General features: G+C 72.3%; 14 protein-coding genes. 12 read left to right on the top strand and 2 right to left on the bottom strand.

Annotated elements, in window-relative coordinates:
- The first annotated feature begins 58 nt into the window (after positions 1 to 58).
- The 3 genes from AB0K18_RS08850 (at position 59) to AB0K18_RS08840 (ending at position 3,825) form a co-directional block, all read left to right on the top strand.
- On the top strand, positions 59 to 2,335 hold the full coding sequence (locus AB0K18_RS08850; protein WP_364911956.1) for an ATP-binding domain-containing protein: 2,277 nt from the start codon (positions 59 to 61) through the stop codon (positions 2,333 to 2,335).
- A gap of 144 nt (positions 2,336 to 2,479) precedes the next feature.
- Complete coding sequence (locus AB0K18_RS08845) at positions 2,480 to 3,292, top strand: hypothetical protein (protein WP_364911954.1); 813 nt, start codon at positions 2,480 to 2,482, stop codon at positions 3,290 to 3,292.
- A 170-nt stretch (positions 3,293 to 3,462) separates the two neighbouring features.
- Positions 3,463 to 3,825 (top strand): GntR family transcriptional regulator, encoded by a 363-nt coding sequence (locus tag AB0K18_RS08840; RefSeq protein ID WP_364911951.1) that lies wholly within the window; start codon positions 3,463 to 3,465, stop codon positions 3,823 to 3,825.
- Here the strand turns inward: AB0K18_RS08840 and AB0K18_RS08835 are convergent.
- Positions 3,822 to 4,283, bottom strand: a complete 462-nt coding sequence (locus AB0K18_RS08835; RefSeq protein ID WP_364911949.1) for a MarR family transcriptional regulator — start codon at positions 4,281 to 4,283, stop codon at positions 3,822 to 3,824. The genes AB0K18_RS08840 and AB0K18_RS08835 overlap by 4 nt on opposite strands.
- A gap of 100 nt (positions 4,284 to 4,383) precedes the next feature.
- On the opposite strand from AB0K18_RS08835, the gene AB0K18_RS08830 reads away from it, so the two are divergent.
- The 7 genes from AB0K18_RS08830 (at position 4,384) to AB0K18_RS08800 (ending at position 13,698) form a co-directional block, all read left to right on the top strand.
- Positions 4,384 to 7,617 carry an efflux RND transporter permease subunit gene (locus AB0K18_RS08830; RefSeq protein WP_364911946.1) on the top strand — a complete coding sequence of 1,078 codons (3,234 nt, stop codon included), beginning with the start codon at positions 4,384 to 4,386 and terminating at the stop codon, positions 7,615 to 7,617.
- A 69-nt stretch (positions 7,618 to 7,686) separates the two neighbouring features.
- Positions 7,687 to 8,166, top strand: coding sequence for a GNAT family N-acetyltransferase (locus tag AB0K18_RS08825; RefSeq protein ID WP_364911944.1), 480 nt, complete (start codon positions 7,687 to 7,689; stop codon positions 8,164 to 8,166).
- A 225-nt stretch (positions 8,167 to 8,391) separates the two neighbouring features.
- Positions 8,392 to 9,834 carry an alpha/beta fold hydrolase gene (locus AB0K18_RS08820; RefSeq protein WP_364911942.1) on the top strand — a complete coding sequence of 481 codons (1,443 nt, stop codon included), beginning with the start codon at positions 8,392 to 8,394 and terminating at the stop codon, positions 9,832 to 9,834.
- 10 nt (positions 9,835 to 9,844) lie between these two features.
- A complete protein-coding gene (locus AB0K18_RS08815; RefSeq protein WP_364911940.1) occupies positions 9,845 to 11,134 on the top strand; it encodes a histidine kinase in 1,290 nt (429 codons plus the stop codon).
- Complete coding sequence (locus AB0K18_RS08810) at positions 11,131 to 11,778, top strand: response regulator transcription factor (protein WP_364911937.1); 648 nt, start codon at positions 11,131 to 11,133, stop codon at positions 11,776 to 11,778. The genes AB0K18_RS08815 and AB0K18_RS08810 overlap by 4 nt, the downstream gene beginning before the upstream one ends.
- 62 nt (positions 11,779 to 11,840) lie before the next feature.
- A complete protein-coding gene (locus AB0K18_RS08805; protein WP_364911935.1) occupies positions 11,841 to 12,440 on the top strand; it encodes a helix-turn-helix domain-containing protein in 600 nt (199 codons plus the stop codon).
- Positions 12,433 to 13,698 carry an MFS transporter gene (locus tag AB0K18_RS08800; protein WP_364911932.1) on the top strand — a complete coding sequence of 422 codons (1,266 nt, stop codon included), beginning with the start codon at positions 12,433 to 12,435 and terminating at the stop codon, positions 13,696 to 13,698. The genes AB0K18_RS08805 and AB0K18_RS08800 overlap by 8 nt, the downstream gene beginning before the upstream one ends.
- 13 nt (positions 13,699 to 13,711) lie before the next feature.
- Here the strand turns inward: AB0K18_RS08800 and AB0K18_RS08795 are convergent, their stop codons facing one another.
- Positions 13,712 to 14,185 (bottom strand): cupin domain-containing protein, encoded by a 474-nt coding sequence (locus AB0K18_RS08795; protein WP_364911930.1) that lies wholly within the window; start codon positions 14,183 to 14,185, stop codon positions 13,712 to 13,714.
- Positions 14,186 to 14,373: 188 nt separating this feature from the next.
- On the opposite strand from AB0K18_RS08795, the gene purB reads away from it, so the two are divergent.
- Entirely contained in the window at positions 14,374 to 15,804 is a 1,431-nt protein-coding gene (purB, locus tag AB0K18_RS08790) for an adenylosuccinate lyase (protein ID WP_364911927.1), read from the top strand.
- On the top strand, positions 15,801 to 16,733 hold the full coding sequence (locus tag AB0K18_RS08785) for a GNAT family N-acetyltransferase (protein ID WP_364911925.1): 933 nt from the start codon (positions 15,801 to 15,803) through the stop codon (positions 16,731 to 16,733). Before purB ends, AB0K18_RS08785 begins: the two co-directional genes overlap by 4 nt.
- The last annotated feature ends 311 nt before the right edge of the window (positions 16,734 to 17,044 follow it).

Raw genomic sequence — 17,044 nt, 5'->3', positions numbered from 1 at the left:
ACGTCCATCACATCAAGACGGAGCTGTTACAGCCCTCCTGTTAGGAGTATATCAGCGAATGACTAATCGTCAAGATGGTCTCGCCGAAGCCCTTGACACCGAGCAGCGCACCGTGTCGTGGCTGTACGGCCGGCTCGACGCCACCAGGGAGCGGGCGCGGGCGACGCTGCGTGAGGTGTACGCCAGGGGCGGCGCGGTCGGCACCCGCCAGGCGATGGTGGAGCGCGAGACGATGGCCGCGGAGCAGGCGCGGCGGCTGGCGCAGCTCGACGCGGTCGAACGGGGCCTGTGCTTCGGCCGCATCGACGACGGCGAGGGCCGCAGCACGTACATCGGCAGGATCGGGCTGCGCGACGAGAGTCACGAGTCGGTGCTCATCGACTGGCGGGCGCCGGCGGCGCGGCCGTTCTACGTCGCGACCGCCACCGATCCCGGCGGGCTGGTGCGGCGGCGGCACCTGCATCTGAAGGACCGCGTGGTGGTCGGCATCGACGACGAGGTGTTCGACCTGGAGGGCATGGCCGAGGGCGAGCGCCGCACGCTGGTGGGCGAGGCGGCGCTGCTGGCGGCGCTGCGCCGGGGCCGTACGGGGCGGATGGGCGACGTGGTGGCCACCATCCAGACCGAGCAGGACCGGGTGATCAGGGCCGGGCTGCAGGGGGCGCTGGTCGTGCAGGGCGGCCCTGGCACCGGCAAGACGGTGGCGGCGCTGCACCGGGCGGCGTACCTGCTCTACACGCACCGCGACACGCTGGAGCGGCGCGGCGTGCTGGTGGTGGGCCCCAACCCGATGTTCCTGCGCTACATCAGCCAGGTGCTGCCGGCGCTGGGGGAGACGCAGGTGGTGATGACCACGGTCGGGGAGATGTTCCCCGGGGTGCGGGCGGCGGCGGTGGACGCGCCGGCGCCGGCGGTGGTCAAGGGCGACCTGCGGATGGCCGGGCTGGTCGCCGAGGCGCTGCGGCGGCGGCAGCGGGTGCCGGACGGCGAGCTGGTGGTGGAGCTCGACGGGTTGCGGCTGCGGGTGCCGCACGAGACGTGCCTGCGGCTGCGCGAGCGGGCGCGCGCGGTGCGGCTGCCGCACAACATGGCGCGCAAGCTGTACGTCACCGAGCTGCTGAAGGAGCTGGCCAGGGCCGAGGCGCGGGCGCTTGAGGAGTCGCTGCACATCGAGGACCTGCAGATCGAGGGCGAGCCCGAGCTGAGCGAGCCGCTGGATCTGGAGGGCGACCTGGACGAGCTGGACATCGAGCTGGCCTCGCAGCGCCTGTGGGGCGAGCCGGAGGTGCGGGCGGCGGTGGAGGAGCTGTGGCCTGAGCTGACGCCGCGGCGGTTCGTCGCCGAGCTGCTGTCGTCCCCGGACGAGCTTGAGGCGGCCGCTCCTGCGGGGCTGGCGTGGCGCGCGCTGGTGCGGCCGCTGGAGTCGCCGTGGACGGCGGGCGACGTGCCGCTGCTGGACGAGGCGGCCGAGCTGCTGGGTGAGGACGACTCGGCGCGGCGGGCGGCGGGCCGGCTGGAGCGGGAGGAGCAGGCCGGGCAGGAGCGGTACGCGGCCGAGGTGCTCCAGGTCACGGGCGTGGCCGAGCAGGGCATCCTGGATCGGGCGGACGTGCTGGCCGAGCGGCACGCCGACGACGGCATCGGGCTGACGACGGCGGACCGGGCGGCGGCGGACCGCTCGTGGGCGTACGGGCATGTGATCGTGGACGAGGCGCAGGAGCTGTCGCCGATGGCGTGGCGGATGGTGATGCGGCGGGTGCCGGCCAAGTCGCTGACCGTGGTGGGCGACCTGGCGCAGACCGGCTCGGCGGCGGGCGCGCGGTCGTGGGGCGAGGTGCTGGACCCGTACCTGGAGGGCCGGTGGCGGGTGGAGCGGCTGGAGGTCAACTACCGGACGCCGGTGGAGATCATGCGGGTGGCGGCCGACGTGCTGCGCGCGTTCGCGCCCGAGCAGGAGCCGCCGGAGTCCGTACGCGAGGGTGAGGCCGAGCCGCGTGCCCTGGAGCTGCCCGTGGACGGGTTGCCCGGGGTGGTGGCCGAGGAGCTGGCGGCCGTCGGGGAGGGCCGGCTGGGCGTGCTGACCCCTGACGCGCGGCACGCGGAGGTGTCGGCGCTGTTCCCCGAGGGCGGGCTCGATGCGCCGGTGGCGGTGCTGACGGTGGGGCAGGCCAAGGGGCTGGAGTTCGACGCGGTCGTGGTGGTCGACCCCGCGGCCATCCTGGGGCAGTCGCCGATGGGCGGCCAGGACCTGTACGTGGCGGTGACGCGGGCGACGCGGCGGCTGACGGTGGTGTACGAGGGCGAGCTGCCGCCGGTGCTGTCCCGGCTAGCTTAGAAATCTACAATGTAAAGGCGCCGGGCTGGTCCTGATCATCCCGGCGCCTTCAAGAATTCCGCACCGACGGGGCAGAGGGCTTGCGCCTCCGCCGTTCGACGCCTTTTATAGTGTTATAGCCACAGTCGAACAGTTGGAGTCCTCATGAAGGACTACGCCGCCCAGGGCCGGTTACGGCGGCTGGCGATCGCGGTGCTCGGTCCGCTGCCGATGTTCCTGGTGCCGGTTCTGCTGGTCGCGACCATGGGTGATGAGCTGCCTGAGCGGGTGCGGGTGCACGGCTGGTCGTTCGCGACGCGGGTGGAGTTCACCTGGCAGGCGTGGTCGGCGCAACCGGTGTGGGGGCTGCTGGTGTGGGCGGAGGCGCTGTCGGTGCTGGCGTTCCTGTCGTCCTGGCATGTGCCGTGGGGGCAGCGGGTGGTGGCGGCGCTGGGCGTGGTGACGGGTTCGGTGATCCCGGTGGCGTGGGGTTTGTGGGTGCTGGGGCTGACGGCGACGTTCGGGGGTGCGGCGGCGCCTGGTCTGCCGTTGGTGGTGAAGGTGGCGGGGTATGGGGCGGCGTTCGGGCTGGGGTGGTGGCTGGCGGGTGCGCTGCCGCGGCATCCGGAGGCGGATGGGCCGGTGCCGCCGTGGGTGCGGGTGCGGCCGATCGGTGCGGCGGAGCGGGTGATGTTCGTGACGTCGTTGTGGTCGTGGCGGCGGGTGGTGGTGGGTGGGTTGATGCTGGCGGGGGTGGTGTGGCTGGGGACGCGGGGGTTGGATTGGCCGTCGGTGGGGTTGCTGGTGCTGGTGGGGCTGGGGGTGTTCGAGGCGTCGCAGGCGTGGTGCCGGTTGCAGGTGGATGCGGGTGGGGTGTCGGTGGCGTTGCCGTGGTTGCGGGTGCGCAGGTCGGTGCCGTGGGGGTGGATTCGGTATGCGGAGGTGGGGGATCGGGTGCCCCAGGGCCGCTATAAGTAGGATGACAGTAGTTGGGGGTGGGGTGCGGTGGGCGGGAGGGGGCCGGTGCTGGTGGTGTGGCTGGCGGATGGGCGGCGGTTGGTGTTCTCGACGCCGGAGGCGGAGACGGGGGCGGAGACGGGGGCGGCGTTGGTGAATGGGTGGGTGGAGCGGTTGAGGGGGTCGCGGTCGTGCTGATCACGGTGGATTTCGCGGCGGGGCAGCCGTTGTCGGATCAGGTGGCGGGTGCGGTGCGGGCCGCTGTGGCGAATGGGACGGCGAAGCCGGGTGATCGGTTGCCGTCGGCGAGGACGGTGGCGTCGTCGCTGGGGATCAATCTGCACACGGTGTTGCGGGGGTATCAGCAGTTGCGTGATGAGGGGTTGGTGGAGTTGCGGCGGGGGCGTACGGCGGTGATCTCGGGGTCTGCTGATGGGTTGCGGGTGCGGTTGGAGGATGCGGCGCGGGAGTTCGTGGTGGCGGCGCGGCGGGCGGGGGCGTCGGATGCTGAGGCGTTGGCGGTGGTGGAGCGGTTGCTGGGTGAGGTGCGTTAGCGGGTGGCCTGGCCGAGGTTGTGGGCGACGTCGCGGATGGTGCGGGTGACCTGGTCGAGGGCGCGGAGGGTTTCGGTGTCGAGGTGGGCCATGAGGCGTCGGTAGTGTTCGACGCCGGCGTTGTTGATCTCTTCGATGAGGTCGGTGCCGGCGGGGGTGAGTTCGACGCGGCGTACGCGGCGGTCGTGGGGGTCTTCGTGGCGGCTGACGAGGCCGTGGGCGACGAGGCGGTCGACGATGCCGGTGACGGTGCCGAGGCCGACGCCGAGGTCGTGGGCGAGGTCCTGTCCTGAGGCTGAGCCGTTGATGGACAGGATCATGATGACTTTGAGTTGTCTGAGGGTGAGGTTGGAGGTGAACAGGGGGGATTGGTGTTGCTGGGCGAACAGGCGGGCGAGGGCCCGCTGTGTCTCGTTGATCCGGTGGATCAGTTCTTCGCGTTCGTTGTTCACGCTCACCTCTCGCTTCCTGAGAAGTTTATCAGGAAAGCTTGACGCGGTTAAATATTCGTTCAAGGCGAAGTGTTAGTCTGGGGCGAACTCTTGGAGGGGGAGCTTTGTGACCGCATTCGCCCGGTTGAGCCTGGTCAACCGCAGTTTGGTGATCTTGATGGCGGTCGTGCTCAGCGCTTTCGGCGTGTTCACGATCCCGCAGTTGAAGCAGCAGTTGCTGCCGTCGTTGTCGTTCCCTGGTGCGTTCGTCGTGGCGGCGTATCCGGGGGCGTCGCCGGAGATCGTCGAGGATCAGGTGACGGCTCCGATCGAGGACTCCTTCCAGGGGCTTGCCGGGATGGAGCAGATGACCTCGACGTCGAAGGAGGGCCTGGCGCAGATCCAGGTGGCCTTCGAGTACGGCACCGACGTCGAGGCGTCGCTGAACAAGATGCAGCAGGCGATCAACCGGGCGGCGTTGCCTGACGGGGTGGATCCGCAGGTGGTCGCGGGCAACACTGATGACATTCCGGTGATGGTGCTGGCGGTGGGCGACGGCGGCGACGAGCGGGCGATGGCCGACAAGTTGCGGCGGATCGCGGTGCCGGAGTTGCAGGGCGTTGAGGGCGTACGGGAGGCGTCGGTCACGGGCACCCGTGACGAGGTCGTCACGATCGAGCCGGACGCGAAGAAGATGGCGCTGGCGGGGGTGTCGGCGGCGCAGATCCCTGAGGTGCTGAAGGCGAACGGGACGCCGATTCCGGCGGGCACGCTGACGACGGACGGCAAGTCGCTGACGGTGCAGGTGGGCTCGCGGGTCGACTCGGTGACGAAGCTGAAGAACCTGTACCTGACGCCGGCCCAGCCGCAGGCTCCTGCTCAGGCTCAGCCGCAGCAGGCGCGGCCGCAGCCGGGCCAGGCTCAGCCCTCCCAGGCGCAGCAGGCTCAGCAGGCGCAGCAGCAGGCGGCGCGGCCGAGGCCGCTCAAGCCGGTGAAGCTGGGTGACGTCGCGGAGATCAAGCGGGGCCTGGCGGACGCGACGACGATCACCAGGACGGCCGGCAAGCAGAGCCTGGGCCTGTCGGTGACGATGGTGCCGGACGGGAACGCGGTGGCGATCTCGCACGACATCCGTGAGAAGCTGCCGGAGCTGACGAAGGCTTTGGGGGATTCGTCGGACACGGCGGTGTCGGTGGTGTTCGACCAGGCGCCGTATGTGGAGCAGTCGATCGAGAGCCTGACGACGGAGGGCCTGCTGGGCCTGGTGTTCGCGGTGCTGGTGATCCTGGTGTTCCTGCTGTCGGTGCGCTCGACGCTGGTGACGGCGGTGTCGATCCCGTTGTCGGTGGTGATCGCGCTGCTGGTGCTGTGGGCGGGTGACTATTCGCTGAACCTGCTGACGCTGGGCGCGCTGACGATCGCGGTGGGCCGGGTGGTGGACGACTCGATCGTGGTGCTGGAGAACATCAAGCGGCATCTGGCCTACGGCGAGGCGAAGTTCCAGGCGATCTTGACGGCGGTGCGTGAGGTGTCGGGGGCGGTGACGGCCTCGACGTTGACGACGGTGGCGGTGTTCGCGCCGATCGCGCTGGTGGGCGGCATGGTGGGTGAGCTGTTCAGCCCGTTCGCGATCACGGTGACGGTGGCGTTGCTGGCGTCGCTGGTGGTGTCGCTGACGGTGGTGCCGGTGCTGGCGTACTGGTTCCTGGGGGCTCCTGACCTGTCGCCTGAGGAGGCGCGTAAGCAGCGTGAGGAGGCCGAGGCGAAGGAGCTGCGCTCGCCGTTGCAGCGGGCGTATCTGCCGGTGCTGCGGTTCGCGACGCGGTTCAAGCTGGTGACGATCCTCATCGGGGTGGCGGTGTTCGTCGCGACGATGGGCCTGGCGGGCGGTCTGCGGACGAACTTCCTGGATGCCTCCGGGCAGAACACGTTGTCGTTGTCGCAGCGGATGCCGGTGGGCACGGATCTGGCGACGACGGACAAGGCGGCGGCGAAGGTCGAGGAGGTGCTCGCCGATCAGGCGGGTGTGGAGACGTACCAGGTGAACGTCGGTGGCGGGAACGCCATGACGGGTGGTCTGGGCGGTGGTGCGGATCGGGCGTCGTTCTCGGTGACGCTGGGTGAGGACGCCGACGCCGCGGTGGTGGAGCGTGAGCTGCGCGAGAAGATCGACGGCCTGTCGGGTGTGGGTGAGGTGACGGTCGGCGGCGCCGGTGGCGGCGGGTTCGCGACGGACACGGTCGAGGTGATCGTGCGCGCGGCGGACGTCGAGGCGTTGCGTGCGGCGACGGACCAGGTGAAGACCGCGATGGAGGGTGTGGGCGGTCTGCAGGATCTGTCGTCGAACCTGGAGTCGAGTGCGCCGCGGGTCGAGGTCGTGGTGAACCGGGAGAAGGCGGCCGCGCGTGGCCTGTCGGAGGCCGCGGTGGGTCAGGCGGTGGCGCAGGCGTTCCGTGGTGCGCCGCTGGGGCAGATCACGCTGGAGGGCCGGGCGAGTGACCTGGTGCTGCGGGGTGCGGATGCGCCTGAGGACATCGAGGCGGTCAAGGATCTGCGGTTGCCGACGGCCGGTGGGCTGGTGTCGCTGTCGTCGGTGGCGTCGGTGCGGCAGGTGGACGGGCCGACGCAGGTGACGCGGATCGATGGTGAGCGTTCTGCGACGGTGTCGGCGCGGGCGGCTGATGCGGGGAATCTGGGTGCGGTGACGCAGGAGCTGACGGAGAAGCTGGACGGGCTGGATCTGGGGGCCGGGGCGTCGTACGAGATCGGTGGGGTGTCGGCTGATCAGGCGGACGCGTTCGCGGATCTGGGGATGGCGATTCTGGCGGCGATCGCGATCGTGTTCATGATCATGGTGGCGACGTTCCGGAGTTTCGTGCAGCCGGTGATCTTGCTGGTGTCGATTCCGTTCGCGGCGACGGGCGCGATCGGGCTGCTGGTGGCGACGGACACGGCGCTGGGCGTGCCGGCGTTGATCGGCATGCTGATGCTGGTGGGCATCGTGGTGACGAACGCGATCGTGCTGATCGACCTGATCAATCAGTACCGTGAGCGCGGTATGGGCGTGGTGGAGGCGGTGATCGAGGGTGGCCGGCGGCGGTTGCGGCCGATCCTGATGACCGCGGTGGCGACGATCTGTGCGCTGACGCCGATGGCGCTGGGTGTGACGGGGTCGGGCGGGTTCATCTCGCAGCCGCTGGCGATCGTGGTGATCGGCGGGCTGGTGTCGTCGACGCTGCTGACGCTGGTGCTGGTGCCGACGCTGTATGTGGTGGTGTCGCGCCGCCGCGACGACGGCCCGCGTCACGCGGCGGGCGAGCCCGCGGCGAAGAAGGAGGATCTGGCCGCTCACCCGGCCTGATCTGTACGCGCGCGCCCGGTGGGGGTCGTTCCCCGCCGGGCGCGCTTGCGTGTGTGCATGCTGGTGTGCATGAGGATCGAGGACGTGGTGCGGGTGCGGCCCGCGCGTGCGGAGGACCGTGACGCCGTGTTGTCGCTGGCGGGCCGGCTGACGGAGGGGGTGGCCGAGTGGCGTGATGCTCAGGCGGTGGTGGCGGCGGCCCGTGAGTGGCTGGCCGCGTTCCTGGGCGCGGGTGATGCGGCGCGGGGCGCGGTGTTCGTGGCGGTGGCGGGGGTTGAGGTGGTGGGGGTGGTGTCGGTCAGCACGCAGGACCATTTCACGGGGACGCCGGAGGCGTACGTCGGGGAGCTGGCGGTGGCGGCGCACGCCGCGCGGGTGGGGGTGGGGCGCCGGTTGGTGGCGGCGGCCGAGGAGTGGGCGCGTGGCCAGGGGGTGCGTCACCTGACTTTGGAGACGGCGGCGGGTAATGCGTCCGCGCGGGGTTTCTATGCGGCGCTGGGGTTCCGTGAGGAGGCGGTGCGGTTGACGCGTGTGCTGGACGAGAGCTGATCCGCGGGCGGGCGCACGCCAGAGTGCTGACCGATCTGCCGTCGTCCTGGCTGCGGATGTCGGGCCTCGGGAATCGTCTGCACGGGGGGCGCGGAGTGACCTGTACGCATGCCGCGTGCGTGGCGGGTCGTCGGTATGTCTTGTGGCAGATGTGGCGGGAGTTCGGCGTGCCTAGTGTGTGAGGTCGTCCGCGGCGCTCGCCGCACCATCCTGCTGGAGGATTCGATGACCTGGCCACGATCGGTCGTGCTCGCCTTGCCCCTGGTGATGACGATGGGAGCGTACGCTCCGGCGGCCTCCGCCTCATCCGGCGGAACGTCGGCGCCGCCGCTGACCTGGTCCGCCTGCGAGGGGAAGATCTCGGCCGAGCTGCAGTGCGCAACGTTGCGTGTGCCCGTCGACTGGTCGAGACCCGGCGGTGAGACGATCGCCCTCACCGTGGGCAGGGCGCCGGCGACCGGTGCGGCGGCCGCGGGCACCGTCCTGTTCAGCCCCGGAGGTCCGGGTGGCGCCGGCGTTCAGGAGTTGTCCCGGCGGCTGTCCCACTTCGCCGGCCTGCGTAGCAGGATGGACGTCGTCACCTGGAACCCGCGGGGCGGGGTGAGCGGTGAGCACATCCCGCTGGCCTCGTGCGCGGCCGGTCCCGCCTTCGCCACTCCGGACAGCCGGCGCGAGTACGAGCAGGTGCTCAGGGCGAACACCGCCGGGATCGCTGCCTGCCGGGACGCTGTGCCCGAGCTGTTCGCCAACCTGGACTCCGCCACCCAGGCCCGCGACATGGAGGCCATTCGCGCCGCCCTGGGCGAGGAGAAGATCTCCTTCCTCGGTAACTCCTACGGCGGTGTGCTCGGGGCCTCCTATGCGCGGCTGTTCCCCAAGCGGCTGCGCGCGATGGCGGTGGACAGCGTGCCCGACCACGTGGACCCGTTCGCGACGTCGGAGCGGCTGCAATATGAGGGCCTGGAGGCCGGGTTCCAGCGGTTCGTCCGCTGGTGCGCCGGCTCCTCCGGCTGCGCGCTGCGCGGCACGAACGTGGAGAAGACCTGGCAGGCCGTCGTGCGGCGGGCCGAGCGTCGTCCCTTGTCCGGTGCGGCGGCCGCCGGTGAGCGCCGCTACGACGGAGACGACCTGAAGTTCCTGGCCTACGGCCTGGTCGACAGCACGATGGAGTGGCCCGCGCTGGCCAAGGCGATCGCGGGCGCCGCCAAGGGCGACGCGTCCGGCTTCGACCCCCAGGGCCGCGGCCTGCCCCCGCGGATCACCGCCGTGCTCGCGGTCAACTGCGCCGACGGGTTCCGCTACGACGGCTACCGCGCCTATCGTGCCGCGGTGCGGCGTTCGACCAAGCTGTCGCCGAACTTTTCCGGCATGCGGGAGAACGCCTGGCTCGCCTGCTCGCCGTGGGCGGCCAAGGCCGCCAACCCGCCGGCGCCGCTGCCGGCCCGCGCGCTTCCGCCGCTGCTCGGCATCGGCCCGGTCTATGAGTATCCCTCCGTCCGCGCCGTCACCGACCAGGTCCCGGGCTCGGTCACCATCAAGTACGACGGCGTCGGCCACGGACGGTACCTCAACGCCGGAGACCCTTGCGTGATCGGCCACGTGGACCGGTACCTGATCGACGGCGTGCTGCCCTCTCCTGGCACCGCGTGCCCCGCCTGGCCGGCGTGATACTGATCAAGTGAGACGACCAGCGGCTTTGCTCCCCTTTCTGGCCGGCGTCCGGCGACGTATGCCGCTCATGGGCCGTGACGCCCTGCTCGGCTGCGCCGTGGCGATCCTCGCGCTGACGGTCTCGGCGCTGGACGAGTGGCGGCGCGGCTCGCTTGCCGAGATCACCGATGTCGGCGCGGCGGTGGCGTGGGCGGCGCCGATTCTGGCCGTCTGCGCGCCGCTGGCGTTGCGCAGGCGGCTGCCGCTGACGGCGGTGGCCGCGTCCGCGACGGTGATGCTCGTGCTCGGTCTCGCGCTGGAGCGCGATGCCGGGATCTGGGTCCTGGGCCTGATCGTCGCCTCGGCGGCTTATCACCGTCATCGGCTGCGTTCGGTCCTGCTGATCGGCTCGGTCGCCTGGGCGGTGGCGGCGGGGCTCGGGGGCGCGTCCGTGCCGGATCTCGCCACCGTGCCTGTCTACGCGGCGGCCGGTGCGGCGCCGGTCGCCGCCGGGTACGCGCTGCGGTTGCGGGCCGACCGCGCCGTGCAGGCCGCGCGGCTGCGGCGCGCCCGGGAGGAGCAGGCCCGCTCGCAGGAGGCCGCGCGGATCGCCCGGGAGGTTCATGACGTCGTCGGGCATCACCTCAGCGCGATCAGGCTGCAGGCGGTGGGTGCCCGGCGGGCGCTGGCCGGTCACGACTGCGAGGCCGACCGTGCGCTGGCCGGGATCGCCGGCCTGTCGGCCGAGGCGCTGGCCGAGATCCGGGCTCTGCTCGCGACGTTGGTGCGCTCGGACCGCGAGGACCATGCGCACGGCAAGGGCCTCGCCGACCTGCCCGCTCTGGTGGAGCGCGGCGGCGGGCCGGAACTGGCCGTCACGCTGGAGGTCGATCCCCGTCTTGAGGGGGCTGTGCACCCGGAAACCGCGGGCTGCGTCTATCGGGTCGTGCAGGAGGCGCTGACCAACGTGGCGCGGCACTCCATGGCCGCGCGGGCCTCGGTCACGGTCCGTGCGGTGAGCAGCCGGGTCGTCGTCACCATCGACGACCCGGGCCCGTCCCGGCCGCCGGTCGCCGGCGGTGCCCTCAGCGGCGGAGGGCAGGGCCTGGCGGGCATGCGTGAGCGGGTGGCGGCGCTCGCAGGGCACTGCCACGCCGGTCCGCATGGCAGGACCGGCTGGCGGGTGCGCGCCGGCCTGCCCGTGTTCGCCCCGAAGGCGCGTGACGGGCACGGGCCGGCGGTGACGGCCGGCGGCGCGGAACCCGGCTCCGCCACGATGTCCGTCGCGTCCAGTCCGGATCGGCGGGTGGTCCCGTGATCCGGTTGCTGATCGCCGACGACCAGCGGCTCGCCCGCGAGGGCCTGCGGCAGTTGCTCGGCCCCGAGCCCGGCATCGACTTCCTCGGCGCCGCGCGTGACGGGGATGAGCTGATCAGCATGGCGGGCGAGCACCGGCCGGAGGTGATCCTCACCGATCTGCGCATGCCGGGCACGGACGGGATCACGGCGATCCGGCGGCTGACCGCCCGGGCCCCGGACTGTCCGATCATCGCGCTGACCACGTTCGACACCGACGAATACCTCTTCGGGGCGCTCGAAGCGGGCGCTGTGGGCTTCCTGCTCAAGGACGGCGACCCTGAGCTGTATCTGGCGGCGATACGCGCGGCCCACCGAGGTCAGGGCCTGATCGACCCGCAGGTCACCCGCAGGCTGGTGCGGCGTTTCGCCACCCCACCGGTGCGAGGTCAAGGCTCGGAGCTGACGCTCCGGGAGACAGAGGTCCTCCGCCTGGTCGCGCTGGGGCGGTCCAACGCCGAGATCGCCGCCGAGCTGCGTATCGCCGCGGGCACGGTCAAGATCCACGTGTCGCGTGTCCTGTCCAAGATCGGTGTGCGGACGCGTGTCCAGGCCGCGATCCATGCTTACCGCTCAGGCTTGGTGCCCGCGGATGAGGAGAGGTGAGCCGTCTCCGTATTCCAAAGGTTTCCTTGACATGTGGGTGATGTGCGGTGAAGATTCCAAGCATGTCTTTGGAATCTTGGAGGGAGCGGCCGCGGCAGACGCTCGACGATCCGGCCGCGATGCGGGCGTTCGCCCATCCCGTACGGCTGGCGCTGCACGAGCTGCTCATGCGGTCGGGGGCCATGACGGCGGCCGACGCGGCGCGGGAGGTCGGGGTCAGTCAGGCGCTGGCGTCCTACCATCTGCGGCAGCTGGCCCGCTACGGCTTCGTCGAGCAGGCCGAGGCGCGCGACGATCGGGAGCGGCCGTGGAAGGTGACGTCGCTGACGCAGGAGTGGTCCGGCGCCGACACCAGCCCCGAGAAGTCGGCGGCGCGGGGGCTGCTGGAGCAGGTGATGGCCGAGCGGGCGCTGGCGCGGCTGGCCGAGTGGCAGGAGCGGCGCGGGGGTGAGCCGGAGGAGTGGCGGCAGGCGGGCGGGATCGGCACCTCGTACCTGTATGTGACTCCTGAGGAGCTGGCCGAGCTGGACGCGGAGATCGGGCGGCTGCTGGAGCCGTTGATGGCACGCATCGTCGGCGCGTCCGAGCGGCCTGAGGGGGCGCGGCCCGTTCAGCTGACCACGCTCCTGGTGCCGCTGCCGGAGACCGGTAGCGGTGACTGAGGCCGGCGCGACGAGGGCGCGGCAGGACGGTGGCCTGCGGGAGTTGCTCGGGACGAACCGGGACTATCGGCGGCTGCTGTCGGCCGGGCTGATCTCGCAGACCGGCGACTGGGTGATCAGCACCGGGCTGGCCTACCACGTGTACGTGCTGACCGGCTCGACCCTGTCGAGCGCCGCCATGCTGCTGGCCGCCCGTCTGCCGGACGTGCTGCTGGGGTCGGTGGCCGGGGTGCTGGCCGACCGGTGGGACCGGCGGCGGCTGCTGGTCGTGGCGGACGTGCTGCTCGGGCTGGGGTTGCTGCCGCTGGTGGTGGTGCGCGAGCCGGGCCAGGTGTGGATCGTGTACGCGGTCGCGCTGTGGACGGGGGTGCTGAGCACGGTGCTGTTCCCCGCGCAGAAGGCGCTGGTGCCGCAGATCGTGCCCGGATCCCAGCTGGTCAGGGCCAACGCGCTGACCGGGCAGAGCGGTCAGGCGGCCCGGCTGCTGGGGGCGCTGGCCGGTGGGGTGGCGGTCGGGGCGGGCGGGCTGGGCGCGGTCGTGGGGATCGGGACGGCCGGGTTCCTGGCATCGGCGCTGCTGCTGGCCGGGCTGCGTCCGCCCGCCCGCGCGGCCGTGACGGTGCGGGAGGGGGTGGGCGGGCAGTGGCTGGCGGGGCTGCGGCTGGCCAGGACGAGTCCCGGGGTGCGGCTGCTGCTGGCGTACATGATGATCACCGGGCTGGGTGAGGGGATCTTCTCGACGCTGGCGGCGCCGTTCGTGGCCGGTGTGCTGGGCGGGGACGGCGACGCCTACGGGCTGTTCCTGTCGGCGCAGGCGGTCGGCGGGATCGCGGGCGGGCTGGCCCTGGCCGCCAGGCCGGGCCGTCTGACGCCGCGGGCGTTGTTCGGGTGGGGGACGGTGGTGTTCGGGCTGGCGGATCTGGCGCTGTTCACCTATCCGCTGCTGACGCCGCAGGTGTGGCCGGCGATGGTGCTGATCGCGCTGGCCGGGTTCCCCGCGGCGGCGTCGATGGCGGGGCTGACGACGTTCGCGCAGACGGTGGCGGGCGCCGATCGGGCGGGCATGGTGTTCGGGCTGATCGTCAGCGCCCAGGCCGGCACGTCGCTCATCGGGACGGCGCTGGCGGGCGTGCTGGGCGGGCGCATGGGCATCATCCCGACGCTCTGCCTGCACGCGGGCGGTCTCATGCTGGCGGGGCTGCTCGTCGTCGCGGGCGCACGAAGGGGGCAGGACGAGGCGCGCCGGGTGCGGCCCTGACCGCCCCCCACGGCTAATCCTCGGTCTTCAGCTGGGAGCCGGTGTCGCTGATGAAGATGACCAGCAGCCTGCCCGGCTGGGTGCCGCTGGTGTTCTCGGTGAGGACGTGGTGGGCGCCGGGCTGCTCGGTCCAGCTGTCCCCTCGCCGGTAGGTGCGGACGGGCTCCCCGGCGAGCCGGCTGCGGAAGCTGCCCTCCAGGACGTAGGCGTAGACGAAGGCGGTGCCGTGGCGGTGCGGCGCCGCGCGGCCGCCGGGCGGGAACGTCACCAGGGCCGAGGTGAACGTCTTGCCCTTGACGCCGGGCAGCGCCTGCTCCAGCAGCGGTTCGAGGGTCTCCTCGGGCGGCTCGGCCGTGGTGGCGACGGCGGGGGCGCGGCCCGCGGCGCCGGTGGCGTGCTGGTGGGAGGGGGCGCAGGAGGTGGCGGTCAGCAGGCCGGTCACCGCCGTGGCCGCCAGGAGGCCGCGGGCGGGGTGGGATCGGTTCATGATGGCTGTCCCCGTTCTGCTCCGGTGTCGGCTGGACGTCAGCTGTCCGGGGCGGGTGCGGGTTAACCAGGGGCCGGTTCAAGTCTTGGTGCGGGCAGGGAGCGCGGGCAGGGAGCGCGGGCGGGGAGTGCGGGCGGGGACCCCTGACCTGCACGCCGCCGGGGGCGGTGTGAATAGACTTGTCCAACGTGACTTCCAAGCCGCGTATCCCCAATGTCCTGGCCGGCCGCTACGCCTCGGCGGAGCTGGCCCGTCTGTGGTCGCCCGAATACAAGATCATCGCTGAGCGGCGGTTGTGGCTGGCGGTGCTGCGGGCGCAGGCCGAGCTGGGCGTGGCGGTGCCCGAGACCGCGATCGCCGACTACGACAAGGTGGTCGAGCAGGTCGATCTCGACTCGATCGCGGCGCGTGAGCGGGTGACGCGGCACGACGTGAAGGCGCGCATCGAGGAGTTCAACGCGCTGGCCGGGCACGAGCAGGTGCACAAGGGCATGACCTCGCGTGACCTGACCGAGAACGTCGAGCAGCTGCAGGTGCGCGACAGCCTGCTGCTGGTCCGCGACCGGGTGGTGGCGCTGCTGGCCCGCCTGGCGCAGCTGGCGCAGGAGCACGAGGCGACGGTGATGGCCGGGCGCTCGCACAATGTGGCGGCGCAGGCCACGACGCTCGGCAAGCGGTTCGCGACGGCGGCCGACGAGCTGCTGGTCGGCTACCGTCGCCTGGAGGAGCTGATCGCCCGCTACCCGCTGCGCGGCGTCAAGGGGCCGGTCGGCACCGCCCAGGACATGCTCGACCTGCTGGGCGGCGACCAGGGCAAGCTGGCCGCGCTGGAGGAGCGGGTGGCCGCCCACCTGGGGTTCGAGCACCGCTTCACCAGCGTCGGGCAGGTCTACCCCCGCTCGCTCGACTTCGAGGTGGTCACCGCGCTGGTGCAGCTGGCCGCCGCGCCGTCGTCGCTGGCCAAGACGATCCGGCTGATGGCCGGGCACGAGCTGGTCACCGAGGGGTTCAAGGAGGGGCAGGTCGGCTCCTCGGCGATGCCGCACAAGATGAACACCCGCTCCTGCGAGCGCGTCAACGGCCTGGCCGTGATCCTGCGCGGCCACGCCTCGATGGTGGGTGAGCTGGCGGGCGACCAGTGGAACGAGGGCGACGTGTCGTGCTCGGTGGTGCGCAGGGTGGCGCTGCCTGACGCGTTCTTCGCCTTCGACGGGCTGGTGGAGACGATGCTGACGGTGCTGGACGAGTTCGGCGCGTTCCCCGCGGTCATCACCGCTGAGCTGGGCCGCTACCTGCCGTTCCTGGCCACCACGAAGATGCTGATGGCGGCGGTGCGGGCCGGGGTGGGCCGCGAGCAGGCGCACGAGCTGATCAAGGAGCACGCGGTGGCCTCGGCACTGGCGATGCGCTCGCGCGGCGCCTCCAACGAGCTGCTGGACCGGCTCGCCGCCGACGAACGCTTCCCCCTCGGCCGGGCCGAGCTGGAGAGCCTGCTGGCCGACCGGGTGTCGTTCACCGGCGCGGCGGCCGACCAGGTGCAGGCCGTGGCGCAGGCCGTCGGCGCGGTCGTGGCCGAGCACCCGGAGGCGGCCGCGTACCGGCCAGGGGCGATCTTGTGATCAGGCGGCTGCGGTCGGAGGCGGAGCTGGCCGCCGCCTGCGGTGACGACGACCTGGTGATGTGGACGGCGCAGGGCCTGCGCGGCGGCGCGCGGGCCTGGGCGTTGGGGGACGCGGTGGTGGCGAGTTGCCCGGCCATCTCGCGTCATGACCGGTTAGCCGTCTGGGGCGACACGTCCGCCGCTGCAGAGCTGGTGGAGCATGCGCTGGCCGAGGTGGGGCCGACGTACCGGCCGTGGGGTGAGCTGGAGCTGCTGGTCGACGTCACGGCGAAGGTCGACGTGCTGCGCGAGGGCGGCCGCTTCTCCTGGATGAGCCTGCCACCCGCGGACGCTCGGATGAGCGCACCTGCTGCGCCCGGCCGGCCCGACGCTGAGATGACCCCGCCTTCCGCGGCGGGTCGTCCGGACGACGGGATGAACCCGCCCTTCGCGGTCAGCCGTCCGGACGACGGGATGAACCCGCCCTTCGCGGTCAGCCGTCCCGCCGATGGGGTGAGCCGGCCTTCCGCCGCCCGCACTGCCGAGGATGGTGCAGGCGGCGCGGTGGTGTGGCTGGAGGATGAGGCGGAGGTGGTGGCGGAGGTGGGGGCGCTGCTGGCCGCCGACGCGCCGCACTCCTACGCCGTGCCCGGTATGGCGGGGATTCGCCGCTGGGCCGGGATCCGGGTGGACGGCGAGCTGGCGGCGGTCGCGGCCGACGCCTGGCCCGCCCCCACGGTCGGTTTCCTCGCCGGGGTGGCGACCAGGGCGCGCTTTCGCGGGCGGGGGCTGGCCCGGCTGGTGTGCGGGTGGGTGACGCGGGAGCTGGTGGCGGCCCACGGGCGGGCCACGCTCATGGTGGACGATGACAACGCCGCCGCGATCGCCGTGTACGAACGGCTCGGCTACGGCCGCCGCCGGGTCATGGCCGCACGCGTCACCCCCTGAATCACGACGCCCCGCCGCGACCCACCGTTTCTCACCGGCCCGCGTCGGCTCCTGCCGGGCTGCCTCGGCCCGCGTCGGCCAGCGTTGTCCCTTGCCGGCCCCCCGACCGCCCGGCCCCCCGACCGCCCGGCCCCCCGACCGCCCGGCCCCCCGACCGCCCCCCGCCGCCCCCCGCCGCCCCCCGCCGCCCCGCGCTGACCCGTGCCGGTTCGCGCGCGGCTTCCGGGGTGTTCGGGCCTGTGGAAAAACCGGGTGAGGTTCGGCGGGCGCTGGGGCAAAGTTGACGGCGTGATGACGGATTTCGTACCTGG

The sequence above is a fragment of the Nonomuraea sp. NPDC049421 genome (assembly GCF_040677005.1).
GTDB lineage: Bacteria > Actinomycetota > Actinomycetes > Streptosporangiales > Streptosporangiaceae > Nonomuraea > Nonomuraea salmonea.
The sequence above is the reverse complement of the archived record's forward strand: the minus strand, read 5'-3'. Positions and strand labels throughout refer to the sequence as shown.